Genomic DNA, 13,838 nt, shown 5'->3' on the forward strand with positions numbered 1-13,838 from the left:
GTATCGGTCTATCATCTCTCAATAAGTAAAGAAACACACTCAAGGATCAGGTTAATCGTCTTGACTAAGTACTAAAAACCACATACAATTACCTATTCATCAAATTACGATGTCAGAGTAGAGATATAGAGGGTAATAATCGAACCGGGGCAAACAAAAAGCGAATAATTTTTCCTGCTTTCAAGCAAAAAATATGATATAATACCTAGCATACCGTTATAAAAACAAAGTGAGGTATTTATATGTTAGTGGGGTTTATGAGAAATAATTTACAGCCTACTATTATGGCTGAACTTGCAGCGAAAATAGGGAAATTCGATGGAATGGATATCATTTATTTCCATCCAAACGACATCGATATGGAAAACGATAAAATAAACGCGAAAAGCTTTATTGGAGATAAATGGGTTAGTGTTGAGACAGGAATACCGAAACTTATTGACATCTCACCTTTCTGTTTCAAATTTTCAAATGTAACTAAGTATTTAAGAAGTAAGGCCGTTTTGACTGATAATGGATTGAACAGAATTTCAAAAGAAGAACTGCAGGAAATCCTGTTAAAGGATGAAGTATATTCAAGGTATGTTATTCCTACTAAGCCCATCGAGGCCTTTAGTGATATCGAAATGTTTCTGCAGGAGCATAAGGAAATTGTGGTGAAGCCCGTATATAGCCAAAGAGGACAGGGTGTTTATCGTATTAAAAAGAATAAAGATAATTATTCCGTAGGCTTTAAAACAACCGAAAAGACAATGGATTCCTCTGAGTTGGAAACGTTGTACGAGGATGAAATAAAAGACGCGAAGCACATAGCACAAAAATTTGTCTATTCCAGAACCAAGAATGACGATCCATTTGATTGTCGCATCCACACGGAGAAAGATAGAAACGGAAAATGGCAAATTGCGAGAATATATGTCCGGATTGGGATAGGTCAAAAGGTAATTTCAAACGTGAACCAGGGCGGCGGGATAGCTGATGTGGTCCCATTCCTAAAGGCTAACTTCCCAAATTGGACAGCCATTCATGAAAAGTTGAAAAGTTTTGGGAAATCATTCCCGTACAAGATGGAGACCATTAGGAAAACAAATCTTATGACACTTGGTGTCGACATTGGAATTGATAAAGATGGAGAACTATACATCTTTGAAGCAAACAGCGCACCAGCAACAAACTCAATAAAAGCCGAAGTTACCTTATTAAGATGTGGATATTATCAACATCTTATCGAAACAAAAGTAAAATAAATTTTGCGTAGTAGAAGCACCGAGAGCCAAAGGAGATTGCTCCTCGTCCTAAATGATAGTGTAGTGTTTTATTGAGTCCGGTGTCTGTCCCGGACCGTACTAAAGTGCTAAGATTATTTTGCGCTTTTATTAGTATGCATTTTTAGTTGAAATCAATCCATGATGACTGCTGAATCTACATTATATTAAAGAAAATTTTATGGAATGAAAAAAACAGTCTTCCAAAAAATTTGTGTTACGTTTCTTTTTTATTTTCTAAAATCATGCATGTATCTCTATTAATTAGTTTAGTTTCCTTTCGACATGGTGAAATAAATAAGAAATGACAACAATAGGGAAACTGAACTGCTAGATAGTGTAAATAATAAAAATGATTTAAAAGACCACAGCCCTATATTCCAAAGGGATGTGGTTAGTTTTTCTTGATATCTATAATGATTGTAAAATTGAATGTACTCGTCTATAGCTGTTCTTAGTTCTTCGAACGTTTCTGATTGAGTTTCTAATTAAAATTTTCTTCAAATCGACGATTTATATATTTTCATTCAGCGATATTCATAAATGCTTCCACTTTTTCATGAAAGGTTACCTTTTTCTTTATAATTCCCTGATTTTGTAGTTCACGTTCAGAAGGCATTCTGTTCAACCATTTATAGTAGGCAGACCGTGCATCCCGGCTATTTCACAAAGAAAGGTATTTAATTTTCATCTTCAAAGTACATGGCGGAGGTATATAGAAATAAGTATAATCCGGCCATTCCGTAATCAATTATTTGTTGATCACTTAATGGAGCGTCAAATCCCGTATCCCTGTCAACTTGTTTCGCTAATTCGAAAATATATGAAAGTGTATATGGGGTATACGGATTAGTTTGATTTCTCATATAGGTTCTAGATAATCCAGGATTAATCGGATTTTCATAGGCTGGTGCACCCCATTTTGTAAGGGGCTGATCTGCATAAGAACGAATAGATTCTGCTATATAATCAAAATATTTATCAGTTTGTTTTTGCCCATTTCCTAGTACAATATTATTTCCTCCGTTTGCGCTATATTGGCTTTGCATCATATGGATATCTAAATATGCAAAAGGTTTGAAAATATCCATGACCACTTTGACATTTTGTGATTCTGCCTGAGTAAAATTGTAAAAGTCTCTGTTTAGATCTTCCCCATTTGAATTATAGCGACCTGAGTTTAACTGATAAGGAATTGCTCTATCAAACCCATATGGATTAACGACAGGAATATAGATAATATGATACTCGCTTAATAATCTTTCTCTAAATTCCTCATCAGGAAACGTACCATCTCGTAAATCTTCCATAAACTGTAGGCTATATAATGTACCTTGCCATTCTGAACCATGCATTCCCGCAGTGATAAGAATTGAAGGTTTTTCCCTGTTGCCCAATTCAATCATGTGCATATCATAGTTGCCACTTTCGTCCTTTCCTATTTCGGTTACATGATCAAACTGATGAATTTCTTCTTCAACTTCACTGTAATCCTTATACTTTAAATCTCCAGAAAAACCATATGGAACTTTGATAGTATGAATAACCTCATTATCAACGTTTTTTTCATTCTCAAGAGGGTTAATGTAAATGACTAGAATGAAAACTAATAAAATACTTAAGCCAACTATTAATTTATTCTTATGCACTATTGTCACTCCAAACGTTATTTTACGATACCTATTGTATCATTCATTAGGTATACCTCAATATTAACTTTCTTTAACATTTCTGCAATTTTGCAAGGGGGGTAGAAAAAAACAATTTCACCTATTTTATCGTACTCTACCCAGTCTTGCTTCGACTACAGTTCTGTAAAATTTGAAAAGTAAACCATTAGGACTTTTCCAGGATTAATTACCACAAAGGCTGAATTATCAGAGAATCCATCATCAGTTGCTCGGAATCCAACGTTGAATATTGTGTGATTGGACTTGTGCTGGGGCAATGCTTGGTGTAGGATTTGCATTTTCACTATAGTATTTAGCCAATACCATTAAAATAAAGCAGGATATGACAAAAAACTTGGAAGTGCCTGTACTTGATTATCTCCCATATTGACGAGAAGGATGTACAAACCAATCCTCTGCGAATCTATGCCAAACGGAATATGCAGGAAGGAGTGATTCGACTGGCACGGAAAAAAGTTTAAGGATAAAAATAAAATCGGACATTTACCAATTTAAATCCGCCCTCACCCATTTCTGAGCAATATCGTACGCTTAGAACAAATTTGTAATTTGCATTTGTTGATAAAGGGATAAGACGATTCTTCTTACATCTGCGGGGATAGCGGAAGGGAAATCGATAACTGCCGTAAATTTAGCAGTTGGTTATGAATAGCAAGGGAAAAAAGTATTGCTGGTAGATGTGGATTTACGTAAACCAATCATTCATTATACTTTCCAGTTAGATAACTTTCTTGAGTTGAGCAGTAATTTAGTAGAGGAAACGAGTTTGGAAGAGGCTGTGGGATCTTCCGATATTACCAACTAACATTTGATTTCCTATGGGTTAGTAGAATGCAAACCCTTGTTGAATATGCAAAACAGCAGTATGATATGGTTATTTTCAATACGCTGTCAGTATTAGCTATGACAGATGCACAACATAAGTTTTATTTAATTGTGTAGATGGAGCTATTTTGGTTGTACGAAGTAAAGAAAACAGAAAATGAAGCAGCAAAAAAGCATTGGTAGTACTGGAATCTGTGCATGCCAATGTACTCGGCGCTATCTTAAAGGATAGATGAGGATAAGAAGAAAGTAAATTATTATTATTATGGCATCTAACAAAATAAGAAAGCTTTTAATAAGGTTTCTATTTATTAAATTCTTTTACACTTGTTATAGGACAATTTGATGAGGGAAACCATGGTTTCTAAAACTATTGTTGTGAGCAAATAATGAATGGGATATAATAGTTCTGAATGAGTTATTTATCGCGTTGAAATTTCTGACCTGAATAGGCAACCTTTTTCTCATTAAGTGACAAAAAATATTCAGTAATGAAGTCTCGTTCTATATAATGTGATGGGGTTCTATGAATGATAGATATATTCACACGCATATTTTACCGGCCATTGATGATGGGGCAAAATCTGAGAAGATAGCATTCCCATGGCCAAGCCAAGCAGTAGAACAAGGAATTCGAACGTTAGAGCTTATTTAAAAAGGTCAATTATAAACCTTGCTCCTCAAGCAGGCGTACGATATTCCGTTGAATATCCAGATGTACATATGCAAAGTAATCGGCTTCTTCAATATCTTAGAAGCATGTGCCGACATCATTCAGTGGATTATTTGATTTTATACATCTATCAAGAAATCAAATGAATTAATGGCGCTTATCTAGCTATTTATAAGGCATTTCTGCAACAGGCTTACGCTTTTTTAGTTTATGGTTCAATGGATAGACCAGGCATGGCTTATTCGGATTTGCAAACAAATTCTTTAATAATGCGCAAATTCAAATCTTCAATAATGGTGACTTTAAGAACGATCTATATTGTGATTTCACTTATAAAATTGTAGAAGGTATTGAACGTTTAATTAGTCATGCTCTGATAGGAGATAACGGAGAGGTAAAACAACAATGGAAATAAAACCCTAGAAGAACTAATGACATTCATTGAAACATTAGAAAAATCATCGGTAAATTATTAAGAAGAGAAGTAGCGTTCAATAAAAAATTTGAACCTATAAAAACCAAGTGGTCTTGTAGCTAGTTGCGCGTCTACCAATCAACTTCAGCAGATTGTCAGGTTTAAACCGCAGACAACAATGAAGAAAGGTTTACGGAAGTTTACAAATTACGGTTTAAAGAATTAAGAAGCTTTTCCCGCAGGAGAAATACTTCCCATTTAAATTTTATATTTCCAGTTTACTAGTATTGGAATTTAGAAGCACAATTTCTACCTGCGTTTTCACTTAACCATAGAAAAAGAAATCCTTTAGAAAATTTCTTGCTTTGCCGGATGATAGGTAAGTCTGCACTTACTATTATTTAGCATCTACTACATACCTACTACTAACTTCTAGAAATTAACTGAACGATTATAGAAAATTTTTGTATGAATAGAAATCCTATTATTAATATTTGATTTAGCAAATTGATTTTTATTTTGGATAGATTGAGGTTCTGGCTTATGAATCTGTATCTAATTGTAATTCTCAATTACCTTGGTATCATTCTTACACAATTCTTTAACAATTTAATGTAGAATTAGAGAAGAAAAGGATAAATAGATTTAGTTAGGATTCACATGACAATTCTTTTGGAGGGAATAATTTTAGTATGAAAAAACTAGCAGTAGCCGGTACAGGCTACGTCGGTCTCGTAACTGGCGTATGCATGGCAGAAAACGGACATAACGTAACATGTGTTGATATAGATGAACAAAAAGTAAAAACCATGCGAGAAGGAATTTCTCCAATCTATGAAGCTGGATTGGAAGAATTGATGTGCAAAAATATTGAAGCTGGCAGACTGCATTTTACCACAGACTATCAAGTTGCGTACAAAGAAGCTGATGCGGTATTTATTGGTGTTGGTACGCCAGAGAAAGAAGATGGATCAGCTAACTTGCAATATGTAGAGACTGTTGTAAGAGAAATTGCTGAGTCTGTTGCTAGAGATTGCTTAGTGGTAATCAAATCAACAGTACCAATCGGTACTAATGATAAAATAGAGGAACTGGTTAAAGATATGCTTGTTAATGATGTAAGAGTAGAGGTAGCATCTAACCCTGAATTCCTAGCACAAGGCTCAGCGGTAAAAGATACGTTGGAGGCATCTCGTATCGTTATTGGTACGGAGAGTGAGTGGGCGGAAAACCTTTTAACAGAAATTTATACACCATTTAAGCTTCCGATTGTATCTGTTAACCGTCGTACTGCGGAAATGATTAAATATGCTTCCAATGACTTTCTTGCTTTAAAAATTTCTTACATGAATGATATTGCAAACCTTTGTGAACTGGTTGGAGCGGATATTCAAGATGTTGCTAAAGGAATGAGTTATGATGAGCGTATCGGTAGCAAGTTTTTAAATGCTGGTATTGGTTATGGAGGATCTTGTTTCCCTAAAGATACTAGTGCTTTAGAGTTTCTTGCAAGGCAGTATGGGTATAACCTTCGAACAATGCAAGCAACAATTGAGATAAATTCTGAACAAAAATTGAAACTTTATGAAAAAGCGAAACAACGAATAACAAAATTCGATGGCATCAAAGTAGCAGTACTTGGCTTAACTTTCAAACCAGGCACAGATGACCTTCGTGAAGCTCCATCACTTGCAAATATACCGTTGCTTTTAGAACAAGGGGCAGATATTTATGCATATGATCCAATTGGGGTGGATAACTTTAAGCAGTTTTATTCAGAGGGAAGGTATGGACAGGGGAACATCACTTATGTGCACAGTCCAGAAGATGGTCTAGAAGGAGCAAATGCATGCTTCATCTTCACTGAGTGGGGAGAAATTAAAGCAGTTACTCCAAAGCAATATAAAGAATTAATGCAGACTCCATTAGTGTTTGATGGTAGAAATATATATGATGTTCAGGAAATGGCTAATAATGGAGTGGAATATCATTCTATTGGTAGGCCTGCTAAAAAAAGTATAAAAAAACAGCTTGTTTTACGGTAGGTCTAAAGTATATATAATAACAATTATATAATTTAATGTATGTAAATCGATACTTTGCTGATACCTATAGCTATTCATGCTGAATTCCAGAATAAATAAGTTTTCCCCGATATTAATGTCGGGAATGGTTAATGATACTAAAAATGAGGCTGGGACAAAACCCAGTAAAAACAGAAAAGTGACTTTCTACAAAGATAAGTAGGAAGTCACTTTTTTAATTTGATTAAAAAATAAAATAAATGTACAAAAAAAGGATACCTTCTGATAAAGTTAAAGTACCACTACAAAAACAGAATCGAGGTATCCTTATGTTTAAATATTATAACGTAAATCAAGTTGTTTTGCCATTAGATTTCGAGATGAAATTACAAGAAAATGATATAGCTTATACCGTTCATGAATTTATTGAACAGATTCCAGAAGAAGCTTTCACCGGATTTATCCGCCAAACAGGCTGTCCCGCCTATCATCCACGTATGATGATGAAAATTATTTTATGTGCTTATACCCAGTCGGTATTCTCTGGCCGAAAAATCGAAGCCAATGCCAATAAATTACCTTTGTCTGGCGATAATCGATTGACTATCATCGGGAATGGTATGACTATCGATTCTAAATTAAATAGCAGTTGTTAAGTTTAGAAAATTATTTATCAAACGAAATAACAGTTTAATAGAAATTCTCTTAAGATTTCACGTGAGGAATCTTGGGAGAGTTTTTTCTTTTGTAAATTTTTATGCGCTCTTGTCAGCATGGGCAAATTGATATGGAAGGCAACATGCGAACGTTCCTACTTGTTAGTTATGTGAGAGGCGTTGCGGTAATGGCACGCCTATTCAATTTTTAAACTCTCTTTAACATTACCTCAATAAATTTGTTTAATTGTGATGAAGTGTATTATAAAATTTTTATATCCCAATTATTATATTTGCAAATATCAGAATTTAAAAAATATATTCTAAATCAGCTTATACCTAGAATATACTAAAGATAATATACTATAAATCAACTGGTATGGAAGTCATAATGTATAACGATAAGTTAATAGTAACTGTGGCCTTAAAAATACAATATCATACAGCTTTAGCTATGACATTGGAAAAAATTTATATATGTAGGGAGGTACAGCACATATTAATGTGACAGAACGATTTATTTAAAAATCCATTTTATAAGGGGGATTTGAAAGTAATGAAAGTAAAAAAAATATTATTTATTATCTTTATATTGGTAATTTCAGCAGTTAGTTTAGTTGCTTGTTCAGATACTGATGCTACTAACGATAATGAAGCGACGGAGGGAGCGGAAGGTAAAGGAAAAACAGAAATAAGAATCGCTTATGATACTATCCCTCCTACCCTAGATCCACATATGTCTACTGCAACGGGTACATTTGATTTTGCTACACAGATTTTTGAGCCATTATTTGCAATCGATTCCAAATACAATCCGCAGCCCATGCTTGCCGAATCCCACATGGTTAGCGAGGATGGGAAAACAATAACAATCACACTACGCCAGGGTGTTACTTTCCATAATGGGGATGAAATGAGGGCGGAAGATGTCGTTGCTTCTATGAAACGTTGGCAAGAGATTTCCGTTCTTGGAAGAGGGCATTTGGGAGATGCTTCCTTTGAAGCTAATGGAGATTATGAAGTCATCCTACAGTTAGCTGAACCTAATCCGTTGATTATTAATACATTATCTAATCCACAACAATTTGCAGCAATTATGCCGAAAGAGGTAATTGAAAGTGCAACTGCCGATGGAGTTACCGAGTATATTGGAACAGGTCCGTATATGGTTGAAGAGTGGGTGGATACGCAATCATTGCACTTAAAAAAATATGAGGATTATGTTGCATTGGACACCCCGTCTGATGGACTGTCTGGCACTAAGAAAGCATCTGTGGATGATATCTATATTGATATTGTTACCGATGAAACAATTCGATTCTCAGGACTTCAGACAGGAGAATATGATATTGCAATGCGACTATCTTATGATAATGCAGAACAAATGAAGTCTGATTCATCAATAAAAACTTTTGTGGAACCATTTGGATTTCAAGGTTTGTTCTTTAATAAACGAGAAGGAATTTTTGCGGATAATACAGCCCGTAAAGCGGTAAATGCAACATTAAACATGGAGGAAATATTAACAGCAGCATATGTAAGTGAAGAGTATTATGTTGCAAATCACTCCATTGTAACTCCTGATCAAGAATTATGGTATTCCGATGCAGGAAGTGATCAATATAACCAAAAAGATCCTGAAAAAGCGAAAAAACTTTTGGAGGAATTTGGCTATAATGGCGAGGAAGTTACTATTTTAGCATCTAGAGAATACCCTGCTCACTACCAGGCTGCTTTAGTGATACAAAGTCAGCTTGAAGATATTGGGATGAATATCAATTTAGAAGTCTATGATTGGGCAACATTGCTTGAACATCGTGAAGACCCGGGTGCGTGGGATATATTTATTTCAGGATTTAACTTTGAACCGCTTCCGACTGATGCTGTTTATCTGCATTCTAAGAATGAGTATGCTGGATGGTCTGAAAGTGCTGAAATTGATCGCTTAGTAGAAGAAATTCAACAAAGTGAATCACAAGAAGAAGCAAGCCAGTTATTTAGTGAATTACAAGCGGAAGTGTGGGATTATTTACCGTTTATTTTGTTCGGGCATCACAAACCATTAATTGCAATGCAGAGCAATATTGAGGGGTTCGAAGTCGATTATAGTATGGTTCTTTGGAATATTGAAAAGCAGTAAAGTTAGCTGATATATAAATTACGCATTATGTTGTGTAAAAAGGCTCTTAGATTTACTTGTAGAATAGAAGAGTCTTTTTACAGTATTCTACCTAATAATTCCTATATTGTTCGATTACTAATAAAAGGGAGGACATGTAGTGACAAGTTATATTATAGAGCGCTTACTTTCTGTTGTTCCGGTTATTTTAGTTGTGGCAGTAGCTGTTTTTTTTATTGTTCATCTATCACCTGGTGAACCAGCCTCAGTTATTTTGGGGCCGAATGCGAGTCAAGGAGATATTGAAGCATTAAAAACGGAATTAGGGCATGATCGACCGATTCATGAACAGTTTTTTACGTGGATTGGTAATACAATTACTGGAGATTTAGGGGAATCAATCTATGCTCACGATTCCGTTCTAAGTGTGTTTTCAACATACTTTATCCCTACTCTTTCCTTAACCATCCTAGCGCAAATTATAGCAGTTCTGATAGCTATCCCAATTGGAATATTCGCAGCTGTTCGTAGAGGATCTCTTATCGATCAATCACTTATGGGCTTTTCTTTGCTTGGGATATCGGTACCAAGTTTTCTACTAGGCTTATTTTTTATCCTTATTTTTTCCGTTCAGCTTCAATGGTTCCCTGTAGCAGGTTTTGAACCGCTAAATAGTGGCCTTTGGACGCACATCAAATCGCTAATCCTTCCAGCAATTGCGTTAAGCCTTGCACAAGCTGCATTACTTGTTCGGATGACACGCTCGTCCATGCTTGAAGTCTTGCCTAATTCTTATATTAAAACTGCACGTTCTAAAGGACTCAAGGAACAGACCGTTATTTATAAACATGCTTTAAGAAATGCCTTTGTTGTTATCCTTGAGATTATTGGCCAAACATTCTCTAGTTTGATTGCCGGCGCTGTCGTCATTGAATTTGTTTTTAATATTCCTGGATTAGGTCAATTAATTGTAAACTCGGTTGAAAGAAGAGATTTTCCTGTCATTCAAGGAACCGTATTATTAATTGCAGTAGCTTATGTATTTATTAATCTAATAATCGACTTGCTCTACGGTGTAGTGGATCCTAGGGTTAGACTTGGCCGGAAAAAGGAGGGGTAACCTTGGAACAAATAGTAAAAGAGACAAATTTTCAAAGTTTACAAAAGGAAATGAAGGCGGCACAACGGAAATTAGCGATTCGACGTATGCTGAGAAATAAATTGGCGATGACTGGTTTTTTAATTCTGTTGATTGCAATGATAATCACAGTTACTGCTCCTTTTATAACAGCCCATGATCCATTACAGGCCGAACCTTTAGAGCGGCTGCAAGCGCCAAGTGCTGAGCATTTATTTGGTACCGATAATTTAGGAAGAGATTTATTTAGCAGAGTTATATATGGAATTCAGGAATCTATGATTGTAGGTTTTTCCGTTACATTTGTCACTGCTTTATTAGGTATCATCATCGGTTTGTATTCGGCATATTACTCTGGATTAGATCACGTACTGATGCGTATCAATGACGGGTTGATGGCATTTCCAAGTATTTTGTTAGCCATTGCTATTATGGCTGTATTGGGGCCGAGAACAGAAAACGTTGTAATTGCGTTAAGCATTGTCTATACGCCACTGGTTGCACGGGTTGTAAGATCTTCCACACTAACGATAAAAGAACAGACATATATTGAAGCCTTAAGGTCAATCGGTGCAAGATCCATGAGGATCATTTGGGGACATATTGCGCCAAACATGATTTCCCCCTTAATCGTTCAAGCAACATTCATTTTTGCAATGGCTATTATCAACGAGGCGATGTTGAGTTTCTTGGGGGCAGGGATACCAGCTCCAAATCCAAGTCTAGGAAATATTTTATATGATGGCAAAAACGTCATTACAACTGCATGGTGGATGACCGTATTTCCAGGGATAGCAATTATTTTAATTACATTAGGATTAAATATGTTTGGTGATGGGTTAAGGGATATATTGGATCCTCATTCGAAGAAGGGCAAGTAATAAGAGAGGAGGAATAATTGGAATGGCAGAGCGATTACTAGAAATAAATAATTTAAAAATCTATTTTAGAACCGAAACAGGGGAAGTAACTGCTGTTGATAATATCTCATTTCATATTGATAAGGGAGAAACTTTGGGAGTTGTAGGAGAATCTGGGTGTGGAAAAAGTGTAACATCTGAGTCTATTCTAAGGCTTCATGATGAAAAAAATAGCGTTAGGTATGAAGGAGAGGTTCATTATAATGATAGAAACTTACTTTCTCTTTCCAAAAAGGAGATGCGAAAAATAAGAGGAAATGAGATTTCAATGATTTTCCAAGATGCGATGAGTTCACTAAATCCAGTGTATACCGTTGGAAGTCAAATAACGGAAACTCTTATGTTACACCAAGAACTTACGAAAAGACAAGCAAGAGAAAAAGCAATTGAAATGTTGCGATTAACAGGTATTCCTTCACCTGAAGAAAGAGTGGATGAATATCCCCATGAATTATCAGGAGGGATGAGACAGAGAGTCATGATTGCGCAAGCACTGGCTTGTAGACCAAATTTGCTGATTGCAGATGAGCCAACTACGGCATTGGATGTAACTATTCAAGCACAAATTTTAGATCTTATACAAGAACTAAAAGAGCAATATAACATGGGGGTTATGTTTATAACCCATGATTTAGGTGTGGTGGCAGAAATTTGTACGCGTGTTGTTGTGATGTACCTTGGTCAAATTGTTGAGGAAGCAAATGTTAAGGACTTGTTTCAAAGACCTTTACACCCATATACAAGAGGATTAATTCAGTCTATCCCTCATATTGATGGAGAAAGGAAGAAAGAATTGTATGTCATTAAAGGAAAAGTTCCTTCTCTTCAAAATGTCCCAAAAGGCTGCCGATTTGCTTCCAGATGCCCATTTGCCGAAGAAAACTGTCAAACAGAGGAGCCTCCTGTTTATGAACTTGAAAACGGTCATAAAGTGAAATGTTGGCACTACAAAAAAATAATGGAAAAGGAGGAGATCCATTTTGAAGATGGAAAAGAAAGCTTTTTTGGAAGTTAAGCATTTAAAAAAATACTTTCCTGTTCGAAATTCCATAGGCATTTCTCAAGTGACCGTTAAAGCAGTTGATGATGTAACATTTACATTAAATGAAGGAGAGACATTCTGCCTTGTCGGTGAATCCGGATGTGGAAAAAGCACAGTTGGAAGAACCATACTTCGATTAACCGAACCAACAGACGGAGAAGTTAGGTTTCAAGGTGAAGATATTTTTCAGTATGACAAAAAGGAACTTCATACCGTTCGTAAGGATATGCAAATGGTTTTTCAGGATCCGTTTTCTTCTTTAAATCCAAGAAAAAGAATTGGGTCTATTTTAGAAGAACCTTTAAAAATTCATAAAATCGGTACTAGCAAGGAACGGACAGAGAAAGTGATGAATCTGTTAGAAAGAGTAGGACTCCAGCGTGATCAATATTATCGATTTCCATATGAATTTTCAGGAGGACAGAGGCAGCGTATTGGCTTGGCGCGAGCTTTGTCAATGAATCCAGAATTGATCATTTGTGATGAGCCTGTATCAGCATTAGACGTCTCCACTCAATCACAGATTCTGAATTTATTACTAGAAATACAACAAGATCTTCAACTAACCTATTTATTTATCTCACATGATCTAAGCGTTGTTCGACACATCGGAGATAGAATCGGAGTTATGTACCTAGGGAAAATCGTAGAAAGTGCCCCGACCGATGCATTATTTGAAACACCAAAGCATCCATACACGAAAGCATTATTATCAGCTATTCCTATACCGGATCCGCAAATTGAGAGGGAGAAAATCCAACTGAGAGGAGAAATTCCATCCCCTCTTAATCCGCCAGCTGGTTGTCCGTTCCATACACGATGCCCCTTTGTAATGGATGTATGTAAAAAAAGTGTTCCTGAAACTAGGGAAGTTGGGCAAGGGCATCTTGTATCCTGTCATCTTTATACAGAAGAAAATGATTATGCGAAGGTGGTAGATAATTAAGGCGGAAATTATAGAATTATAGATTAATAAGATTAATCTAGGTTGTTCAAAAAGTCCGGTGAAGCGGCACATCGGGAAAGCGGAACTTCTACTAAGACTGTCCGTATCTTGTGGACGACATAGA

The 13,838-nt window shown here is 35.8% G+C and carries 10 protein-coding genes and 2 pseudogenes; 10 read left to right on the forward strand and 2 right to left on the reverse strand.

What is annotated here, in order from left to right:
- Positions 1 to 323: 323 nt before the first annotated feature.
- Entirely contained in the window at positions 324 to 1,247 is a 924-nt protein-coding gene (locus KI343_RS09950; RefSeq protein WP_244856879.1) for a YheC/YheD family protein, read from the forward strand.
- Between the two features lie 287 nt (positions 1,248 to 1,534).
- Here the strand turns inward: KI343_RS09950 and KI343_RS20590 are convergent.
- Together KI343_RS20590 and KI343_RS09960 are read right to left on the reverse strand one after the other, a co-directional pair.
- Positions 1,535 to 1,732: pseudogene (locus KI343_RS20590) on the reverse strand (hypothetical protein); the annotation flags it as partial.
- Positions 1,733 to 1,945: 213 nt separating this feature from the next.
- Complete coding sequence (locus KI343_RS09960) at positions 1,946 to 2,914, reverse strand: DUF2817 domain-containing protein (RefSeq protein WP_212926274.1); 969 nt, start codon at positions 2,912 to 2,914, stop codon at positions 1,946 to 1,948.
- A gap of 709 nt (positions 2,915 to 3,623) precedes the next feature.
- On the opposite strand from KI343_RS09960, the gene KI343_RS20470 reads away from it, so the two are divergent.
- The 9 genes and pseudogenes from KI343_RS20470 to KI343_RS10000 all read left to right on the forward strand — a co-directional run bounded on the left by KI343_RS20470 (position 3,624) and on the right by KI343_RS10000 (position 13,714).
- Positions 3,624 to 3,761 carry a hypothetical protein gene (locus KI343_RS20470; RefSeq protein WP_306432562.1) on the forward strand — a complete coding sequence of 46 codons (138 nt, stop codon included), beginning with the start codon at positions 3,624 to 3,626 and terminating at the stop codon, positions 3,759 to 3,761.
- A 546-nt stretch (positions 3,762 to 4,307) separates the two neighbouring features.
- Positions 4,308 to 4,436, forward strand: a complete 129-nt coding sequence (locus KI343_RS20355; RefSeq protein WP_280530129.1) for a hypothetical protein — start codon at positions 4,308 to 4,310, stop codon at positions 4,434 to 4,436.
- A gap of 1,125 nt (positions 4,437 to 5,561) precedes the next feature.
- Complete coding sequence (locus tag KI343_RS09970) at positions 5,562 to 6,914, forward strand: UDP-glucose dehydrogenase family protein (protein WP_212926275.1); 1,353 nt, start codon at positions 5,562 to 5,564, stop codon at positions 6,912 to 6,914.
- Positions 6,915 to 7,222: 308 nt separating this feature from the next.
- Positions 7,223 to 7,456, forward strand: a pseudogene (locus tag KI343_RS09975) (transposase); the annotation flags it as partial.
- A 649-nt stretch (positions 7,457 to 8,105) separates the two neighbouring features.
- Positions 8,106 to 9,689 carry an ABC transporter substrate-binding protein gene (locus KI343_RS09980; RefSeq protein WP_212926276.1) on the forward strand — a complete coding sequence of 528 codons (1,584 nt, stop codon included), beginning with the start codon at positions 8,106 to 8,108 and terminating at the stop codon, positions 9,687 to 9,689.
- Positions 9,690 to 9,828: 139 nt separating this feature from the next.
- Positions 9,829 to 10,788: an ABC transporter permease gene (locus KI343_RS09985; protein ID WP_212926277.1), complete on the forward strand. Its 960-nt coding sequence runs from the start codon at positions 9,829 to 9,831 to the stop codon at positions 10,786 to 10,788.
- 2 nt (positions 10,789 to 10,790) lie between these two features.
- Complete coding sequence (locus KI343_RS09990) at positions 10,791 to 11,687, forward strand: ABC transporter permease (RefSeq protein ID WP_374705429.1); 897 nt, start codon at positions 10,791 to 10,793, stop codon at positions 11,685 to 11,687.
- Between the two features lie 22 nt (positions 11,688 to 11,709).
- Entirely contained in the window at positions 11,710 to 12,741 is a 1,032-nt protein-coding gene (locus KI343_RS09995) for an ABC transporter ATP-binding protein (RefSeq protein WP_212926278.1), read from the forward strand.
- Positions 12,713 to 13,714 carry an ABC transporter ATP-binding protein gene (locus KI343_RS10000; RefSeq protein ID WP_212926321.1) on the forward strand — a complete coding sequence of 334 codons (1,002 nt, stop codon included), beginning with the start codon at positions 12,713 to 12,715 and terminating at the stop codon, positions 13,712 to 13,714. The genes KI343_RS09995 and KI343_RS10000 overlap by 29 nt, the downstream gene beginning before the upstream one ends.
- The last annotated feature ends 124 nt before the right edge of the window (positions 13,715 to 13,838 follow it).

It is taken from the genome of Oceanobacillus sp. J11TS1, from assembly GCF_018333215.1.
Taxonomy (GTDB): Bacteria; Bacillota; Bacilli; order Bacillales; family Amphibacillaceae; genus Oceanobacillus.